General features: G+C 67.6%; 20 protein-coding genes and 1 pseudogene. 8 read left to right on the forward strand and 13 right to left on the reverse strand.

All coding sequences use genetic code 11. The features are described from left to right. Positions 1-43: 43 nt before the first annotated feature. Positions 44-1,162 carry a bifunctional DNA-binding transcriptional regulator/O6-methylguanine-DNA methyltransferase Ada gene (ada, locus tag MGN01_RS05920; RefSeq protein ID WP_147045829.1) on the forward strand — a complete coding sequence of 373 codons (1,119 nt, stop codon included), beginning with the start codon at positions 44-46 and terminating at the stop codon, positions 1,160-1,162. Positions 1,163-1,377: 215 nt separating this feature from the next. Further along, positions 1,378-1,743 (forward strand): hypothetical protein, encoded by a 366-nt coding sequence (locus MGN01_RS05925; protein WP_147045676.1) that lies wholly within the window; start codon positions 1,378-1,380, stop codon positions 1,741-1,743. Here MGN01_RS05925 and MGN01_RS05930 read toward each other — a convergent pair. The 12 genes from MGN01_RS05930 to MGN01_RS05985 all read right to left on the reverse strand — a co-directional run bounded on the left by MGN01_RS05930 (position 1,740) and on the right by MGN01_RS05985 (position 9,675). Further along, a complete protein-coding gene (locus tag MGN01_RS05930; protein ID WP_147045677.1) occupies positions 1,740-2,501 on the reverse strand; it encodes an ABC transporter permease in 762 nt (253 codons plus the stop codon). The genes MGN01_RS05925 and MGN01_RS05930 overlap by 4 nt on opposite strands. After that, positions 2,498-3,424, reverse strand: a complete 927-nt coding sequence (locus MGN01_RS05935; RefSeq protein ID WP_147045678.1) for an ABC transporter ATP-binding protein — start codon at positions 3,422-3,424, stop codon at positions 2,498-2,500. The genes MGN01_RS05930 and MGN01_RS05935 overlap by 4 nt, the downstream gene beginning before the upstream one ends. 80 nt (positions 3,425-3,504) lie before the next feature. After that, positions 3,505-3,693 (reverse strand): DUF1192 domain-containing protein, encoded by a 189-nt coding sequence (locus MGN01_RS05940; protein ID WP_147045679.1) that lies wholly within the window; start codon positions 3,691-3,693, stop codon positions 3,505-3,507. A 140-nt stretch (positions 3,694-3,833) separates the two neighbouring features. Then, positions 3,834-4,883: a saccharopine dehydrogenase family protein gene (locus MGN01_RS05945; protein ID WP_147045680.1), complete on the reverse strand. Its 1,050-nt coding sequence runs from the start codon at positions 4,881-4,883 to the stop codon at positions 3,834-3,836. A gap of 67 nt (positions 4,884-4,950) precedes the next feature. Beyond that, positions 4,951-5,436, reverse strand: a complete 486-nt coding sequence (locus MGN01_RS05950; protein WP_174804564.1) for a F0F1 ATP synthase subunit B family protein — start codon at positions 5,434-5,436, stop codon at positions 4,951-4,953. 32 nt (positions 5,437-5,468) lie between these two features. Next, a complete protein-coding gene (locus MGN01_RS05955) occupies positions 5,469-6,050 on the reverse strand; it encodes a F0F1 ATP synthase subunit B family protein (protein WP_147045682.1) in 582 nt (193 codons plus the stop codon). A gap of 112 nt (positions 6,051-6,162) precedes the next feature. Then, positions 6,163-6,390 (reverse strand): F0F1 ATP synthase subunit C, encoded by a 228-nt coding sequence (locus MGN01_RS05960; RefSeq protein ID WP_007566773.1) that lies wholly within the window; start codon positions 6,388-6,390, stop codon positions 6,163-6,165. Between the two features lie 53 nt (positions 6,391-6,443). Further along, a complete protein-coding gene (locus tag MGN01_RS05965; RefSeq protein ID WP_147045830.1) occupies positions 6,444-7,199 on the reverse strand; it encodes a F0F1 ATP synthase subunit A in 756 nt (251 codons plus the stop codon). A 144-nt stretch (positions 7,200-7,343) separates the two neighbouring features. Next, the gene (locus tag MGN01_RS05970; protein WP_238257717.1) at positions 7,344-7,709 is read right to left on the reverse strand and encodes an AtpZ/AtpI family protein; all 366 of its coding nucleotides are present in this window, start codon (positions 7,707-7,709) and stop codon (positions 7,344-7,346) included. 178 nt (positions 7,710-7,887) lie between these two features. Then, a complete protein-coding gene (locus tag MGN01_RS05975) occupies positions 7,888-8,541 on the reverse strand; it encodes a DsbA family protein (RefSeq protein WP_147045684.1) in 654 nt (217 codons plus the stop codon). Positions 8,542-8,635: 94 nt separating this feature from the next. Next, positions 8,636-9,124: a DUF721 domain-containing protein gene (locus tag MGN01_RS05980; RefSeq protein ID WP_147045685.1), complete on the reverse strand. Its 489-nt coding sequence runs from the start codon at positions 9,122-9,124 to the stop codon at positions 8,636-8,638. A gap of 200 nt (positions 9,125-9,324) precedes the next feature. After that, the gene (locus MGN01_RS05985) at positions 9,325-9,675 is read right to left on the reverse strand and encodes a DUF1428 domain-containing protein (RefSeq protein WP_147045686.1); all 351 of its coding nucleotides are present in this window, start codon (positions 9,673-9,675) and stop codon (positions 9,325-9,327) included. A 137-nt stretch (positions 9,676-9,812) separates the two neighbouring features. Here MGN01_RS05985 and mutY point away from each other — a divergent pair, with 137 nt between their 5' ends. Continuing rightward, entirely contained in the window at positions 9,813-11,057 is a 1,245-nt protein-coding gene (gene mutY, locus MGN01_RS05990; RefSeq protein WP_147045687.1) for an A/G-specific adenine glycosylase, read from the forward strand. Positions 11,058-11,126: 69 nt separating this feature from the next. Here the strand turns inward: mutY and MGN01_RS05995 are convergent, their stop codons facing one another. After that, entirely contained in the window at positions 11,127-12,332 is a 1,206-nt protein-coding gene (locus tag MGN01_RS05995; RefSeq protein ID WP_147045688.1) for a site-specific DNA-methyltransferase, read from the reverse strand. A gap of 678 nt (positions 12,333-13,010) precedes the next feature. Between MGN01_RS05995 and MGN01_RS24495 the strand changes: the two are divergent. The 5 genes and pseudogenes from MGN01_RS24495 to MGN01_RS06020 form a co-directional block, all read left to right on the forward strand. Beyond that, positions 13,011-13,292, forward strand: a pseudogene (locus tag MGN01_RS24495) (septal ring lytic transglycosylase RlpA family protein); the annotation flags it as partial. A 129-nt stretch (positions 13,293-13,421) separates the two neighbouring features. Further along, positions 13,422-13,736: a polyhydroxyalkanoic acid system family protein gene (locus tag MGN01_RS06005; protein WP_147045690.1), complete on the forward strand. Its 315-nt coding sequence runs from the start codon at positions 13,422-13,424 to the stop codon at positions 13,734-13,736. 90 nt (positions 13,737-13,826) lie between these two features. Next, entirely contained in the window at positions 13,827-14,051 is a 225-nt protein-coding gene (locus MGN01_RS06010) for a hypothetical protein (RefSeq protein ID WP_147045691.1), read from the forward strand. 43 nt (positions 14,052-14,094) lie between these two features. Continuing rightward, positions 14,095-15,903 (forward strand): ABC-F family ATP-binding cassette domain-containing protein, encoded by a 1,809-nt coding sequence (locus MGN01_RS06015; RefSeq protein ID WP_147045692.1) that lies wholly within the window; start codon positions 14,095-14,097, stop codon positions 15,901-15,903. 546 nt (positions 15,904-16,449) lie between these two features. Next, complete coding sequence (locus tag MGN01_RS06020) at positions 16,450-18,084, forward strand: porin (RefSeq protein WP_147045693.1); 1,635 nt, start codon at positions 16,450-16,452, stop codon at positions 18,082-18,084. Positions 18,085-18,089 lie beyond the last annotated feature (5 nt).

Genomic DNA, 18,089 nt, shown 5'->3' on the forward strand with positions numbered 1-18,089 from the left:
GGACGCCCTCACGCGACCCGGCCAGGAGAGCCGAGCCATGCAAATGCAGCCCCACCAGCCCTCATCCGAGGGCAGCCTCCGCGATGTGACGGCGAGCGACGATGCCCGCTGGGCTGCCTTCAGCGCGGCCGACAAGGCAGCCGATGGCAGCTTCGTGACCGCCGTGAAGACCACGGGTATCTATTGCCGGCCGAGTTGCCCCGCCAAGCGCGCCCGGCGCGAGAATGTCAGGTTCTACGAGACCTGCGAGGAGGCCGAGGTGGACGGCTTCCGGGCGTGCAAGCGCTGCCGGCCGAACGAGACCTCCAGGGACGACCTGCAGGCCCAGGCCGTGGCCCGCGCCTGCCGCCTGATCGCGCAGGCCGAGACCCCGCCCACCCTCGACGCTCTCGCCGAGGCCGCCGGGATGAGCCCGTTCCACTTCCACCGCACCTTCAAGCGGATCACCGGCGTGACGCCGAAGGCCTATGCGGTCGCGCATCGCGCGGAGCGCGTCGCCTCCGGCCTGCGCGAGGCCCGGACCGTAACGGAAGCGGTCTACGAGGCCGGCTACAACGCCGCGAGCCGCTTCTACGCCGAGGCCGGCGACCGGCTGGGCATGAGCCCGACCGTCTATCGCCGGGGTGGGGTGGGCATGGCGATCCGCTTCGCGGTCGGTTCCTGTTCCCTCGGACAGATCCTGGTCGCCGCCACGGCCAAGGGCGTCTGCGCCATCATGATGGACGACGATCCCGATGTGCTGCTGCGCGACCTGCAGGATCGCTTTCCCCATGCCGAGCTGACAGGTGGCGACGCGGCCTTCGAAGCGCTGGTGGCCCGGGTGATCGGGCTCGCGGAGGCACCGGGCCGGAGCGTCGAACTGCCCCTCGACATCCACGGCACCGCTTTCCAGCAACGGGTCTGGCAAGCGCTCCGGCGCATCCCGGCCGGCACGACGGCGACCTACCGGGACGTGGCGCAGGCCATCGGCGAGCCCGCCGCGATACGCGCCGTGGCCCGGGCCTGCGGCGCCAATCCGATCGCGCTGGCAATCCCCTGCCACCGGGTGGTGCGTTCGGACGGGACGCTCTCGGGCTACCGCTGGGGCATCGCGCGCAAACGCGATCTTCTCGACCGGGAAGGGGCCCAAGACGGCGAATTTGCCGTAAAACAACAGGATTAATAAAGGGTTAAATTGATAGATTCAAAGATATAACAAAGATCTTTTCCTCAGCTGAAAGAAACCCAGCTCTAAAATCCCTGTTCACCGTTCCGATCTGCCGATGTTGCAAAACTTGATACTAGGTTCGGCGCCGGTATCAAGTGACGCAACAGCGAGCAAGGCTTGAACAGGGAGCTGCTTTCATGCGTGAAAGTATCACGGAGACATCGCAAAGCTTGCCTGCCCCCGTGGTCGTCTGGCTGGATCCGGATCGTCCGGAATTCGGCACGACGGTCATCACGACGGTCCCGGATGGGCTGGCAGCCCTCAACCGGCACGGCATCCACAACGCGCGCAAGGGCCCTCATGCGCAGCTGTGGCAGGCGGCCGCGACGGCGCTGAACTCGGCGAGCGTCGAGCCGAGCACCAACAACCTGCGCCTGGCGTTCGAGGCCACGCTGAGACTGGTCAAGCGGGTCGCGCCCGTCCCGACCCACGTTCGGGTGATGTCGGCCCCCCGGGGGCTCCGCGAGCGGGTCATGGGGCTGCTGGCCCCGAGCTACGGCCTACCGTCGCGTGCCTTCTCGGGCCGCGCGGATTAGCTCTTGAGCCGGTACCCCGTCCTGAACATCCAGGTGACGGCGCCGAGGCACAGGGCCAGGAACAGGGCCGCCATGGCGAGACAGATGCCGATGCTCACATCCGCCTTCCCGAAGAAGGCCCAGCGGAAGCCGCTGATCAGGTAGACGACCGGATTGAGGTGGCTCACCGCCCGCCAGAACGGGGGCAGCACGTCGATCGAGTAGAAGCTGCCCCCAAGGAAGGTGAGCGGCGTCACGATTAGGAGAGGCACCAGCTGCAGCTTCTCGAAGCCGTCGGCCCACAGCCCGATGACGAAGCCGAACAGGCTGAAGGTCGCCGCCGTCAGCAGCAGGAAGAAGATCATCCAGAGCGGGTGCTCGATGTGCAGGGGCACGAAGAGGGCCGCCGTCGCCAGGATGATCAGACCGATCAGGATCGACTTCGAGGCGGCCGCGCCGACATAGCCGGCGATGATGTCGAAGGGCGAAACCGGGGCGGAGAGCAGCTCGTAGATCGTGCCCGAGAAGCGCGGGAAGTAGATGCCGAAGGATGCGTTGGCGATGCTCTGCGTCAGCAGCGAGAGCATCATCAGGCCCGGCACGATGAAGGCGCCGTAGGGCACGCCGTCGATCATCGACACCCGCGAGCCGATCGCCGCGCCGAACACGACGAAATACAGCGAGGTCGAGACCACCGGCGCGACGATGCTCTGCAGAGCCGTTCGCCAGAAGCGCGCCATCTCGAACCCGTAGATGGCGCGGATCGCGGGCCAGTTCATGCGTGTTCCTTCACCAGGTCCACGAAGATCTCTTCGAGCGAACTCTGGCTGGTCTGGAGGTCCTGGAAGCGAAGATCGGCGGCGGCGAGATCTGTCAGCAGGCCGGTGATGCCGGTGCGGCCGGCCCGGGTATCGTAGGTGTAAATCAGGTCGCAGCCGTTACCGGACAGCTCGAGATGGTGGCCGGCGAGCGAGTCTGGAATCGCGAGCAGCGGCTCATGGAGGTGCAGCGTGAGCTGCTTCTTGCCGAGCTTGCGCATCAGCTCGGCCTTTTCCTCTACGAGGACCAGTTCGCCCTTGCGGATGACGCCGACCCGGTCGGCCATTTCCTCCGCCTCCTCGATGTAGTGGGTGGTGAGGATGACGGTGACACCGGAATCGCGCAGGCGTCTCACCATGCGCCACATGTCCTGACGCAGCTCAACGTCGACGCCGGCGGTCGGCTCGTCGAGAAACAGGATGCGCGGCTCGTGGCTCAGCGCCTTGGCGATGAGCACGCGACGCTTCATGCCGCCCGACAGCGACATGATCCGGCTGTCGCGCTTCTCCCAAAGGGAGAGATCCCGGAGCACCTGCTCGATGTACTGAGGATTCTTGCCGAGGCCGAACAGACCGCGGCTGAAGCTCACGGTGTTGAAGACCTTCTCGAAGGCGTCGGTGGTCAGTTCCTGCGGCACCAGTCCGATCAGGCGACGGGCGGCGCGGTAGTCACCCCCGATGTCGTGCCCGTCGACGATGATCCGGCCGGAGGAGGGCGTGACGATGCCGCAGAGAATATTGATCAGCGTCGATTTGCCGGCGCCGTTGGGTCCGAGCAGCGCGAAGATCTCGCCGCGGTTGATCTCCAGGTTCACGTTCTTCAACGCGACCAGGCCGGAGGCATAGGTCTTCGAAAGATCGGTGATCGTGATGATCGGCTGCATCGCGGCCTGCAAATGGGGAAGGGCCCCCTGGGCGCGGGGCAGGTTGGTCTAGCATGCCGGCGGCAGCCGGCAGGTGCCTTTCAGCTCTTGAAGATCGAGCCTGCTGCCATACGCGCCGCCTCCTTGGCGGCTCTGGCCGCCTCCAGCCGCTCGATCTCGGCCTTCAGCAGCAGGATGCGCTCGTCCAGATCGCCGACGGACAATTCGTCGAGCTTCTGTCCGATCTCGTTGCTCGCGGACTTACGTGGACGGAAATCCTCGTCGTGCATGCCTCGATCGACCGACAGGCCGCTCCCTGCAGGAAAGTGCCGGGGCATAGCGGGTGAAGGCGCCCGCCGTCCAGCCAACTGCCCCCCCCGTCATCCGGCACTCGCCGCGGGCGACACATGGAACGACAGCCGAGAGGTCTTCAGAGATCGACCCGCTCGATCCCGTCGAAGGACAGGATGAAATCCGCCCCGTAGGCCGTTGCCGGGGTCTGGTAGCCCGTCGGTGCATCGCCGGTCGCCGCACGGCGGGCGATCTCGACGGCGGTGGCGGCGGTCAGGGTGTAACCCTCGGGCGAGCGCATCCGGCTCGCGACCCGCCGTCCCCGCGCATCCCAGGCCTCGGCGAGGAAAAGGCACTGCGAGTGGGCACGCTGCTCGGGCGTGGGGCCGGCAGGCAGGCGGCGTTCGATGCCGTGCTTGAGCCAGCGCTGGCTGATCCCGGTCGCCAGGAGCCGCTTCAGCAGGCGAGGCATCGCCGCCGCCCGCGACAGCGCCGGGGATGCCTGGAAGAAGACATCGATCTCCGGCACACCGGTCGAGGACCAGGCGGTGGCGACGTCGCCCCAGCCAAGGCCGATCGTCGGGCGCGGGCCGTGGCCGAAATCGGCGGTCGCGCGCGGCGTCTGCGCGAGCTCGACGATGCGGCCGCCCCGGCGCGAGCGGGTGCCGTAGGCGACCCCTTCGAGCATGGTCTTGGCGGTGCCGCGGCTCATGCCCTGGAAACCGCCGATCGAGAGCCGCAGCCGCGTGGCGCCGGGCAGGCGCGCCGCCGTGTGCACGGCGAGGCAATCGCTCGGCACCACGTCGAAGCCGGCGCCGGGCAGCAGCATGATTCTGGCAGCCGCAGCCTCGTCGGTGCGGGTGGCGAGCGCCTCGAAAACATCGATCTCACCGGTGATGTCGATGTAATGGGTGGCCGCCGCGAGACAGGCCTGCGCCATCGGCAGGGCGGTCGCGGAGAACGGGCCGGCCGCGTGCAGCACGGCCTTCATGTCCCTGATGCCGTCGCGAAGCGCCCGGGGATCGTCGAGACCGAAGGCCCGCCATTCGAGCCCGAGGCCTTCGGCCAGCTCGCGCACGGCGCTGGCGCTGCGGCCCGCGAGAACCGGGCGCAGGCCGCGCGACACCGCGTGCTCTGCGCAGAGCCGGCCCGTGTAGCCGGTCGCGCCGTAGATCAGGAACGGGCTCATCGCTGCAGACCTCCCAAATGAAAAAGCCGCCCGGAGGCGGCTTGTTCGATGGCATCTGCCGTGACGATCACGCCTGGAGGCGGGTCTTCACGTCGCCGAGGCTTGCCTTGACGAGATCCTGGGCGGCCTGGCCCTGGAGCCGCTCGCGCAGGAGCATCTCGGAGACCTTCACCGCGGCATCGGCCGCCGCGGCGCGGACCTGGGCAGCAGCCTGGGTCTCGGCCTGGGCGATCTTCTGCTCGGCCGACCGGGTGCGGCGGGTGATATAGTCCTCGAGGCGGGCATGGCCCTCGGCGTCGATGCGCTTGGCCTCCTCATGCGCCTCGGCGACGATGCGCTCGGCGTCCTTCTCGGCCTCGGCGCGGCGGCGCTTGAAGTCGGCGAGGACGGCAGCAGCCTCCTCGCGCAGGCGCTTGGCCTCGTCGAGCTCGTGACGGATGCGCTTGGCGCGGCCGTCGAGGCCCTTCGTCATCATGCCGAAGCCGCCGACCTTCCACACGATCGCGGCGAAGATCACGAAAGCGACGGCGACCCAGAATTCCGCGGTCATCACCATGCCGGTCACAAGTCCTTACGTGCGGTCTATCAGTGGACGGCGTCGAGGGCGCGGTCGAGGCTCGCCCTGTCCGGCGCGTGGCCGGTGAGACGCTCGACGATGCTCGCGGCGGTCTCGCCGGCGATGTCGCGAACGTTGCCCATGGCGCGGGCGGTGCTCTCGCGGATCGTCGTCTCGGAGGCGGCGATCTTGGCGTTGAGCTCCGCTTCCTTGTCCTTGCGGCGCTTGTCGGATTCGGCCGCGAGCTTCGCCCGGGCCTCGCCGGCGATGCTCTGGGCGTTGTTCTGGGCGTCGCGCAGCGACTTCTCGTAGGCCTGGCCCGCGGCGTCGGCCTCGGCCTTCATGCGCTGGGCCTCGTCGAGGTCCGAGGCAAGCCGGTTGGAACGCGACTCGAGGATCGCTTCGATCCGGGGGAGGGCGATCTTGGCCATCAGGTAGTAGAGCAGGCCGAAGGAGATCGCGAGCCAGATCAGCTGCGAGAGAAAGGTATGGGTCTCGAAGGGCGGGAAGGCGCCGGCATGCGAAGGCTGCTCGGTGTGAGCGCCATGAGCCGGGACGGCTTTCACGTCCGAATTGGCAGGCGGTGTCGTAAGGGCTTTTTGCTCGGCCATGGCCTCGTCCGGTGACGGAGTATTCCGGCTCCGACCAGCGGAGCGCTGACGCGTCTGTCAGGAGAGGCGCCGCCCCGGGCCGAAACCCGGAACGGCGCACTCCCGAAGAAGATCAGACGGCGAAGAGCAGGAGCAGCGCGATCAGCAGCGAGAAGATGCCGAGCGCTTCCGTCAGCGCGAAGCCGAGGAGCAGGGTAGCGCGCTGGCCATCGGCAGCGGAGGGGTTGCGAAGAGCGCCGGCAAGGAACTGACCGAACAGGTTGCCGAGGCCGATGCCTGCACCCGCCATGCCGAGGCAGGCGAGACCAGCACCGATGTACTTCGCAGCGACGGGATCCATAAGAAGCTCCTAAATCCTTGATCTGATTGTTCGTGAGGGCGGGAGAAGCCGGCCTAGTGGCCGGGGTGAAGGGCGTCGTTGAGGTAGATCGCGGTCAGCGTCGCGAAGACGTAGGCCTGCAGCGCCGCGACCAGGAATTCGAGCGCGGTGAGGGCGATCGTCAGGAAGAGCGGCAGCGGCGACAGCACGCTCCAGGCGCCGGCCGAGAGCAGGCCGACCACGAAGAAGGCGAAGATCTTCATGGCGATGTGGCCGGCCAGCACGTTCGCGAAGAGACGTACCGAGAGGCTGATCGGACGCGAGATGAAGGAGATGATCTCGATCGGCACGAGCAGGGCGAGAAGCGGCTTGGGCACGCCCGAGGGCACGAACAGGCCGAAGAAGTGGGTGCCGTGCTTCATCACGCCGAACACAACGACCACGCAGATCACCAGGAAGGCGAGGCCGAAGGTGACGATGAGGTGGCTGGTCACCGCGAAGGCGTAGGGGATCATGCCGAACAGGTTCAGGATCAGCACGAACATGAAGAGCGAGAACACGAACGGCATGAACCGCTTGCCCGCGTCGCCGGTGGCCTGGTGCACGGTGTCGGCGATGAACTCGTAGAAGATCTCGGCCAGCGACTGCATGCGGCCCGGAACCACCGAGCGCGACGCCGTCGCGACGATGGTGATGAGTGCGATCACCGCGACGGCGGCGAACATGTAGAGCGCCGACTGCGTGAACGCGATCTGCTGATTGCCGATATGCCCGAAGGGCACGAGCGAATGCAGCTCAAACTGATGGATCGGGTCCGGTCGCAACGCCACCTGGTGCGCCGGGTCGATGCTGCCCGCCATGCCTTGTTCCGCCCCTTGTCCTTCGTGCCGACAACCACGCCGTTCTGTGCGCGTGGCCATACACGATGCGCCCCGAGTCTCAAGACCCCCGGCGTCGTTTCGGCGTAAAATGCCCTATCGCGGGTCTTTTCCGCCCGCCTGCCCGGTGAATCCGCTCAGGCGCATGACGTTGTAGATCCCCGTGATGAAGCCCAGCACGAGGAAAACAACGAGACCCCACGGCGCCGTGCCGAGGAGACGATCGAAGAGCCAGCCCAGGACTCCCCCGGCGATCACGCCCGCGACGAACTCCGTCGAGAGCCGCATGGCCTGCCCGATGGAAGAACCATCGGCGCGCCCGGACCGCACCGAAGCGTCGGGACCGGCCGCGGGCCGCTTCCGTTCAAGCTGCGTCTCGAGACGCTTCAGCCTCTCGGAGAGATCGTCGCTGGGACCCGGCTTGGGGTCTCCGCCCCCGTGCCCTGTTTCGTTGCCGCTCACGAGGCCACTCACACCGGCGGAAGCGAAGGGACCCGTTCGGCCGCCCTTCGAACGGGGCGCACCATAGTTTTGCCCCCCTTGCGAGTCAAGGCGGCCACGCTTTCCGTCAAGTCATTACAAAATCAGCGATATTCTGGATTTTCGACTCGCCGGCCGCGAGGCTCGGGGCAGCCTCCGATCAGGCGCCGAGGATCGGCTTGATGACCTTTTCCATGTCCTCGATCGTCATCGCCCCGGCGAATTTCTGGCCGTTGATGAAGAAGGTCGGCGTCGACTCCACCTTGAGCACGTCGAGGGCCCTGGTCTTCACGGCATTGATGCCGGCGAAGGTCTTCTTGTCGCCGAGGCAGCTGTCGAGCTTTTCCTTGTTGAAGCCGGCCTGCCGCAGCAGCTTCTCGAGAGCGTCGAGCGGGCTCTCCGGCGGCCGCACGAAGGCCCAAGCCTCCTGCTGGTCGAAGAGCAGATCGGTGATCGGATAATATTTCGCGTCGCCGTCGCAGCGGGCGAGCATGAAGCCTGCGGTGGCGCGCGGATCGAGCGGGAACTCGCGGAGCGTGAAGCGCACCTTGCCCGTGTCGATGTAGCGCTCCTTGAGCACCGGCCAGGTCGTCTTGTGGAAATGCGCGCAGTGCGAACAGGTCATCGAGGCATACTCGACGATCGTGACCTTGGCGTCCGCCGGACCGAGCCAGACGTCGCCGAGCGGACCGGCCTGCATGACGGCCGCGGCATCGGCCGATTGGGCCAGGGCCGAAACCGAGAGCGGCGGCAGGAGCGCGGCCGCGCCAGCTGCGAGACCGCTATATTTCACGACGTCGCGCCGAGTGATCATGGCGTGGGCTCGCTCCGCTGAGAGAACACTCTCTTCAGGCGTCCGGTAGAACTGCGGACGGTCGAAGGCAAGACGCTCACGAAAGCGTGCGGCATCAGCGCCGGGCGGCCGCCGAGGCGACCACCGCGATGCCGAGGCGGTCGAGCGCATCGCGCAGGCCGTCCTCCTCGATGCGCGACACCGCGAGCGCGACCTCGCCGCGGCGCGCCGGATCGATCGTTGAGACCGGAGCGCGGCGCTGCCCGGAATGCACCCGGCCCTGCTTCATCACGATGCGGCCGACGCAGGCCCAGCCGTAATGCGCGTTGATCCGCTGGATCACCACCGGCACAAGATGCTGGAGCTCGAGGGCGAAGGCGCCCTCGACCCGTACCACCAGGGTGCCGGATTCCGTCGGCCCGTCGGCTTCGGTGCGCTTGCGCCGCGGCCATTCGAGCTTCACCGGCTGGCAGACGCGCCCGAGCCGCTCGCCGACGATCTCGGGCCAGGCCGCGAGGATGTCCGTCGAGGCGAAGCCCTGCGCGGCGAAGGCCGGCCCGATACAGGCTTCGATCAGCTCGGCGAGCGGTTTGACGCGGGCCATGGCCATTCATGGAAGAGCGGCGCCGATCGCGCCATCGGTCGATGATAGCGCAAGCGAGGCGGCGCGTCGCTTCTCGCAAGCGCCGCCATTTCGGACCCGAACCTGACCGGGTTCGATGTGATATCGCGGCCACGCATCGCGGGTGCCTTCCGGGTTCGCCCATGGCACACCGGAACGCCGCAAAAGGAGGCGGACGCCGCTCAATCCTCCAGGAACGGCACGAACCCGCCGAAGATCATGCGCTTGCCGTCGAAGGGCATGTCGGGGCCGGGCTGCATGCGCGGATCGGCCATCACCCTGGCGTTGACCGCGTCGCGGCTTTCCCGCGATTCGTAAACAATCCAGGAGAAGCCGACGATCTCGTCCTCCTTGAGCTGGACGGCGCGCGGGAACGAGGTGAGCTCGCCGTAGGGCACGTCGTCGCCGAGGCATTCGACGAAGGACAGCGCGCCGTACTCCATCCAGACGTCGCGCGCCTTGCGGGCCAGTTCCTTATAGGCCTCGACCTTGGCCTTCGGCACCGGGATCACGAAACCATCGACATAGGGCATGAGGGTCTCCTCGCTGCGATCGATCGCACCCGAGTAAGACGGCTGGGACAGGGACTTTCCGACACGGCGCGCGATCTTTTTCTGGATCCGGCGTTGGCGTCTTTGCCGTAGCCTGCGCTGCCGATAAGACCACGTCCATGCCCGCGCCCGCACAGACGTCCCGCGCGCCTGCCCGGCCGAACGCCTCCGATCTCCTGGTCTGGTACGACCGCCATCGCCGTGTGCTGCCCTGGCGCGCGCTGCCGGACGAGAGGCCGGACCCCTATCGGGTCTGGCTGTCCGAGGTGATGCTGCAGCAGACCACGATCGCGGCGGTCAAACCGTATTTCTCGAAGTTCCTCGACCTGTTTCCCGACGTGGCGGCCCTGGCCGCCGCGCCGGAGGAGCGCGTCATGTCGGCCTGGGCCGGGCTCGGCTATTATTCGCGCGCGAGAAATCTGCACGCCTGTGCCAAGGCGGTCGCCGCGGCAGGCGGCACCTTCCCGGACACGGAGGAGGGGCTGCGCAAACTCCCCGGCATCGGCGCCTACACGGCGGGTGCCATCGCCGCGATCGCCTTCGACCGGCCGGCGGCCGCCGTCGACGGCAATGTCGAGCGGGTGATGACGCGGCTCTTCGCGATCGAGACGCCCCTGCCGGCGGCACGGCCCGAGATCCGTGCGCTGACGCTCGACCTCGTCCCGCACGACCGGCCCGGCGATTTCGCGCAAGCCGTGATGGATCTCGGCGCGACCATCTGCACGCCGAAGCGCCCGGCCTGCGCGCTCTGCCCGTGGATGACGCCGTGCCGGGCCCGCGCCGAGGGGCTGCAGGAAGCCTTTCCGCGCAAGATCAAGAAGGACAAGGGCGTCCTTAGGAAGGGGGCGGCCTTCGTGGTGGTGCGGGCCGGCGACGAGGCGATCCTGCTGCGCACGCGCCCGCCCGAGGGGCTTCTCGGCGCCATGGCCGAACCGCCGACCTCCGCCTGGACGCCCGATTACGACCCCGCCAAGGGCCTGCTCGACGCCCCGCTCGACGCGCGCTGGAAGCGTCTGCCGGGCATCGTGAAGCACGTCTTCACGCATTTCCCGCTGGAGCTGACGGTGTTTTCGGCCCGCGTCGCGGCGGGGACGGCTGCGCCGGCCGGCCTGCGCTTCACGGCGCGGGCCGGGCTCGAGGCCGAACCGCTGCCGGGCGTGATGAAGAAGGTGCTGGCGCATGCCCTCGACGTGAAGGCCATGCCGGCGGCGGCATCGAAGGCAGAGACACCCGCCGATCTCGCGACGCCGCACGAGCGGGAGCCGCCGCCGCGACGGGCTCCGATTCCGAAGCCGCCGCGGTCTCGGCCGTCGGAACTCGCGAGGATCGTGAAGAAGCCGCCGAAGGCGACGCGGAAGACATAGATCTCCGGCCTGCGCCAAACCCTCTCCCCGCTGCGGGAGAGGGTTTGGGGCTGCCCAAATCTAAAGTCCTTACTCCGCAGCCGCGTTCGCGCTGCGATAGGCACTGCGGAAATCGTCGATGACGACGAGCCGTCCGCCGCGCTCGGCATGCCAGAAGGTCCAGCCGTTGCAGGCGGGAAGGCCCTGTACCAGCGCGCCGACCTTGTGGATCGAGCCCTGGACCGGTCCGACGCTGAGATTGCCATCGGGCCGCACCGTCGCCTTGAAGCGGCGGCGGTCGTCGGTCAGCGTCTCGCCGGCGCGCAGATGGCCCGCCTCGAGCACGCTCAGGAATGGGATGCGCGGCTCCGCACGCTTCGGCGTGGCGATGGTGAGCGCCGCCGTCGAGAGGGGCACGACCGCGTCGATGCGCCGGCGCGCCGCGTCGGCATAGACCGTGTCGCGCTCGCAGCCGATGAAGCGCCGGCCGAGGCGACGGGCGACGGCGCCGGTGGTGCCGGTGCCGAAGAACGGATCGAGCACCACGTCGCCAGGATTGGTGGCCGAGAGCAGGGTGCGGGCGAGCAGGGCCTCGGGCTTCTGGGTCGGATGCACCTTCTGGCCGTCGGCGCCCTTGAGGCGCTCCTCGCCCGTGCAGAGCGGGATGAACCAGTCCGAGCGCATCTGGAGGTCTTCGTTGCCTCCCTTCAGTGCGTCGTAGTGGAAGGTGTAGCCCTTCGACTCCGCGGAGCGGGAGGCCCAGATCAGGGTCTCGTGAGCGTTGGTGAAGCGCTTGCCCCGAAAGTTCGGCATCGGGTTGGCCTTGCGCCAGACGATGTCGTTAAGGATCCAGAAACCGAGATCCTGGAGCGCGCTGCCGACCCGGAAGATGTTGTGGTACGAACCGATCACCCAGAGGGTCGCGTTCGGCTTCATCACGCGGCGTGCGGCGGTGAGCCAGGCGCGGGTGAAGGCATCGTAGGCCTCGAAGGTGGCGAACTTGTCCCAGTCGTCGTCGACGGCGTCGACGCGGCTCTGGTCGGGACGCAGCAGGCCTGCATCTCCGAGCTGGAGATTGTAGGGCGGGTCCGCGAAGACGCAGTCGACACTCGACGGCGGCAGCGAGTTCATGGAGGCGATGCAATCGCCGACCAGGATCTCGTCGAGCGGGAATGTGGTGGGAAGACGCTGGACGGAGGGTGCGAGACCCATCCGCGGCGCCGACGCTGCCCGCCCGGAACGCGAGACCTGAACCCGGGCGGTGGCGCCGGCGACCGCGGTACGCGGGGAAGCCATGGCAAACACCGGTTACGCGACTGACCACCGGACAATGGCCCAGCTAGGGTAAAGGCTGGGTTCCCCCGAAATCTGACGTTGCGTCTCGAATTGGGGCTGCAATTTTTGCCGGGTACCGCAGGTGCGCCGGCCCGCGACCGATCTCGCCGGCTTGCAAGCCACGCGCTGCCTGCAACCGTGAAATCAATACCGCGCATAGTCGACAGTAATCAGACTGTATCTCAGGCGCATGCCATGCGACTTGCGAATTCTTCCGATCCAAGCTGAGGGACGGCGCAGCGGCGCCGAGCCGAAACAACGCGATAGAAATGAATACTTCGGCGGCTTTATTGAAAATATAGTCTGAGAAATAGCCTTAACCGTGGCTCTGCTGCGTCGCATCATGCGCGTCGTATTTTGGCCGCCTTCTCCTTCATTTTCCGCGGCGCTCGCAACAACAAGGGAAAGCGATCGCACATGAACGTTGTCACTCGGACCGCTACGGTCGTGTTCGGTCTGGTGCTTGGCGCGCTCGCGCTGGCTGCACCGGCCGAAGCACGCAGCGGGCATGCCGGCTTCCACGCCCGCGGACACCACGTCCATTTCGCCCGTCATGCGCATCACGGCCACAGCTTCCGTTCGGCCCGCCACGGCCGCCACGCCTTCCACGCGTCCCGCCGGGCGCGCCCTGTCCGCCACGCCGCGGGCGGCAATGCCTCCTGGTACGGCCCCGGCTTCCACGGCCACCGCACGGCCAGCGGCGAGCGCTTCAACTCGGGCGCCCTGACCGCCGCTCATCGCAGCCTGCCCTTCGGCACCCGCGTGCGCGTCACCAACAATGCCACCGGCCGTTCGGTCGTCGTGCGCATCAACGACCGCGGCCCGTTCGTGGGCGGCCGTCAGATCGACCTCGCCGCCGGCGCCGCCCGTGCCATCGGGATGACGGGCACCAGCTACGTCTCGATGTCGGTGGTGCGCTGATCGCGCCGGCCTGACACACCCATCACTGTCGAGGACCTGACCGGTCGGCGTTGTCGAGACGCCGGCCGGTTCCCATTTTCAGGGCATGGATCGGCCCAGCGGCCGGCGAGAGGGGAGTTGCGTCGAGCGATGGCGAAGCCTTTGGTGATGGAGATCCCGCACGAGCTCGGCCTCGAGGAGGCCAAGCGTCGACTCACCGACGGCACCGAGCGCGGCAAGGCCTTGCTCGAGAAGAGCGGCCTCAAGGTCGAGACCCTCGCCTGGACCGGCGACCGGCTCGATTTCGGCGTCGGCGCCATGGGCCAGAAGGTCGACGGCCAGATCGACGTCCATCCCGACATGGTGCGGCTCGAAGTCCGCCTGCCGCTGCTGCTGGCGTTCTTCGCGGAGAAGCTCCAGCGCATCGTCGGCAACGAGGGCACCAAGCTCCTCACCAAGAAGTAGCCGGCCGGAACCGGCCTCCACCCGCACCCGTTGGCGTTGGCCCACCGGGCGCCCGAGGGGCGACCGTCCGCCAGCGTCACCGGAGCATGCATGTCGAATCCCGGCCCGATCCCGGAACAGCCGATCCCGGAAACCCCGACCCCGGACGCGCCGCCGGATACGCCCTACGATCCGCCGCAGGTGCCCACGCCGAGTCCGGCGCCGGAGATTCCTGGAGGCACGCCGCCTGAATCGCCCGGCGAGAGCCCCGTCGAGGTGCCGCTGCCTCCGCCCGCGCAGCCGACGCCGACCGGTCCGGCCAATCCCACGGCCTGAACCGCTCTGGCGCCGCGGCCCCGGGCCGGGTTAAGCCCCGGCCATGGCCGCTCCTCCGCTCCTCACCCTCAAAGACGTCGCGCTGACCTTCGGCGGCACCCCGCTGATCGAGTCCGCCGAACTCACGATCGCACCGGGCGAGCGCGCCTGCCTCGTCGGGCGCAACGGCTCGGGCAAGTCGACGCTGATGAAGATCGCGGCCGGGCTGGTCGAGCCCGACCGCGGCGAGCGCTTCCTGCAGCCGGGCACCACCATCCGCTATCTCGCGCAGGAGCCGGATCTCTCCGCCTTCGACACCGTGCTCGACTTCGTCGAATCGGGCCTCGCGCCCGGCGACGACCACTACCGCGCCCGCTACCTCGTCGAGAGCCTCGGGCTCACCGGCGAGGAGAACCCGAAAAGTCTCTCAGGCGGAGAATCGCGCCGCGCGGCCCTGGCGCAGACCCTGGCACCCGAGCCCGACATCCTGCTGCTCGATGAGCCGACCAACCATCTCGACCTGCCCGTGATCGAATGGCTCGAGGGCGAACTCGGCCGCACGCGCGCCGCGCTCGTGCTGATCAGCCACGACCGCCGCTTCCTGTCCGGCCTGTCGCGCTCCACGATCTGGCTCGACCGGGGCGTCACCCGGCGGATCGACCAGGGTTTTTCCGCCTTCGAGGCCTGGCGCGACAATTTCTTCGAGGAAGAGGAGCGGGACCGGCACAAGCTCGAGCGCAAGATCGCCGACGAGGAGCACTGGCTGCGCTACGGCGTCACCGCCCGGCGCAAGCGCAACGTCCGGCGCCTCGGCAACCTGCACGCCTTGCGCAAGGAGCGCCGCGAGGACCGCCGCCCGGTCGGCACGGCGACCATGACTTCGGTGGAGGCCGAGGCCTCCGGCACGCTGGTGGTCGAGGCCAAGGGCATCTCAAAAACTTATGGCGAGCGCGCCATCGTGCAGGATCTCTCGATCCGGGTGACGCGCGGCGACCGGCTCGGCATCGTCGGCGCCAATGGCGCCGGCAAGACCACGCTGGTGAACCTGCTGACCGGCAAGCTTAGCCCCGATTCGGGCTCAGTGCGCCTCGGCACCAACCTCTCGATGATGCTCCTCGATCAGGCCCGCGCCACCCTCGAGCCCACCATGACGGTGACCGACGTGCTCACGGGCGGTCGCGGCGATTCCATCATGGTGGGCGGGCACAGCCGCCACGTCATCGGCTATCTCAAGGACTTCCTGTTCACACCGGAACAGGCCCGCACGCCGGTCTCGGTGCTGTCGGGCGGCGAGCGCAACCGCCTGCTCATCGCCCGCGCCCTGGCGCAGCCCTCGAACCTGCTGGTGCTGGACGAGCCCACCAACGACCTCGACCTGGAGACCCTCGACCTGCTGCAGGAGATGCTCGACGAGTATTCCGGCACCCTGATCCTGGTGAGCCACGACCGCGACTTCCTCGACCGCGTCGTCGGCAGCGTCCTGGTCTCGGAAGGCGAGGGCCGCTGGACCGAGTATGCCGGCGGCTATTCCGACATGCTCACCCAGCGGGGCAGGGGCATCGAGGCCCGCACCGTGCCGGGTCGCGAGCGCCCTCAGCGCGACGATGCGGGATCGGACAAGCCAAAGGCCGCCGAGCCATCGCGGAAGAAGCTCGGTTTCAAGGAGCAGCACGAGCTGAAGACCCTGCCCGCGCGGATGAGCGAACTGGAAGCCGCGATGGAGCGCCTGCAGGGCGTCCTCGACGACCCGACCCTCTACGCGCGCGACCCCGCGCGGTTCGAGAAGGCGAGCGCCATGCTGGCCGCGGCCCAGGCCGAGCTCGCCACAGCCGAGGATCGCTGGCTGGCGCTCGAAATCTTGCGCGAGTCCTGAGCCTCCCGATCACGCTGCGTGTCGATGGGATCCATCAAGACGCAGAAGACACGATCGATTCAAAGCGTTGGCGCAGGCTCTCGGCGAAAAGCCGTGTGCGCTTTCGCGCAGCCTGCTCCAGCACCGTATCGGCCGAAGACGAATCCGACGTTCGACTCGCGGCTCCGGCTGCCTCGTCTTCCGTCAGCCAAGGTGATCTACAATCGACGGCAGGTCGATAGAAGGATCATTGCAAGATCGCGCTCGTGTGCAGCAGAAGTTGTTTTCCCGCGCGAACAAAGCGTTGCGGACGCGCAACAGCTTTTGCGGAAGCCAGTTTGCAACAGCTCTACGACGCCGAAGTCTGTTGCTCGTGCGGCCACGCTCCCGCATGGTGCCCCGGCGACAGAGACAAAAACCTCGTCGCTGGTCTGGCCGATGCCTCTGCGGGGAGGGCCGAACCACTAAGGGAAGAAGGACGAGGCTCGCAGCGCTCCTCTCGGGGGACGATGCAGCCACAAACAAAGTCCGCTCCCAAGGGTCTCGAAACTTTCGGAGGTTTCCACAATGAAGCTCATCAAGAGCCTTCTCCTGGGATCGGCGGCGGGGTTGACCGCGGTCGCAGGGGCACAGGCAGCCGATCTGCCGGTCAAGAAGGCCGCACCGATCGAGTACGTTCGTGTTTGCGGCGCTTACGGCGCTGGCTTCTTCTACATCCCGGGCACGGACACCTGCCTGCGCGTCTCGGGACGTGCGCGTGGTGAGGCCGGCTACAACCGCAGCCCGAACCGCAAGGTTGCCGGCGGCGGCGACACCTCCCAGTTCCGCGGCCTGCTGCGCCTCAACGTGGATGCCCGCACCCAGACCGAATTCGGCACCCTGCGCGCCTTCGCCCGCATCGAGGCGGCAAGCGCCACCGGTGAAGGCAAGATGGCCTCCGGCACCCAGGCCCGTATCGGCAACGCATTCTTCGGCACCGGCCAGGACGCCTTCAACCGCGTGCAGGACTACATCCAGGCTGAGAAGGCCTTCATCCAGTTCGCTGGCCTGACCGCCGGTCGCGCCTCCTCGTTCTTCGACTTCTACGCCCACGACTTCGAGATCATCGGCTCGTCGCTCGGCTCGGATCAGGCCTCGACCAACCTGTTCGCCTACACCAAGACCTTCGGTGAGGGCTTCTCGGCGACGGTCTCGATGGAAGACCCGAACTTCCGCAAGAACCCGATCTTCTCGAACGGCGGTTCGCTTCCCGGCAACACGGCCGCCAATGCCATCGGCCAGACCTTCCTTGCCGTTGGCTCGAACGCTCCGAGCCCCGTCATCCTGAACTTCGGTCCGACCGGTGCGGTTGCGAACGTCGGCTACGTCGACGTCGTGCAGCGCTCTCGCATGCCCGACTTCGTCGGCGCCCTGCGCTACGATCAGCCCTGGGGCTCGCTCCAGATCTCCGGCGCCGTCAAGGACGTCAACATCGGCGGCTTCCTCGGCACCATCACGACGGCTCCTGGCCAGGCGGCTATCGGAGCTGGCGCAGCCGCTGGGGCGCTCGCGGCTCGGGGCATCACCTCGGGTGCACAGACCGATTACGGCTGGGCCGTCCAGGGCGGTGCCAAGTTCAACCTGCCCTTCATCGCTCCCGGCGACTCGTTCTACCTGCAGGGTGCCTACGGCGAGGGCGCAGCCAACTACACCGGCTACACCTCGTATATCGGCCGCTACACCCAGGCGACCGGCATCGTCAGCGGTGGCCCGTGGAACGTCTACATGAACGACGCCGTGGTGAACCCGGTCACGGGTCGTCTCGAGCTGTCGACCAGCTGGACCGTCGTCGCCTCGTACCTGCACTACTGGACGCCTCAGTGGCGCTCGGCCGTGTACGGCTCGTACGGCGAGATGCGTCAGCCCGGCGGCGCCACCGCAGCGCTTCGCGGTCTGGCCGCCGGCGGCACGGGTATCAGCGGCCTGCCGTCTGCCAATCCGGCTGCCCTGACCGCGACCTCGACGCTCGTCAACACGTCACAGCTCGTGACCGGTGCGAGCCTGATCTGGTCGCCGGTCAAGGACCTCGATATCGGTGCGGAAGGCCAGTACATCCGCGTCGATACCCTCAACGGTCAGCGCGTCCTCAACACCGATACGGGTCGTCTGGTCTCCGGCCAGGACACGTTCCAGGCTCGCGTCCGCGTCCAGCGCGACTTCTAAGTCTC

It is taken from the genome of Methylobacterium gnaphalii (genome assembly GCF_007992215.1).
Classification (GTDB): domain Bacteria; phylum Pseudomonadota; class Alphaproteobacteria; order Rhizobiales; family Beijerinckiaceae; genus Methylobacterium; species Methylobacterium gnaphalii.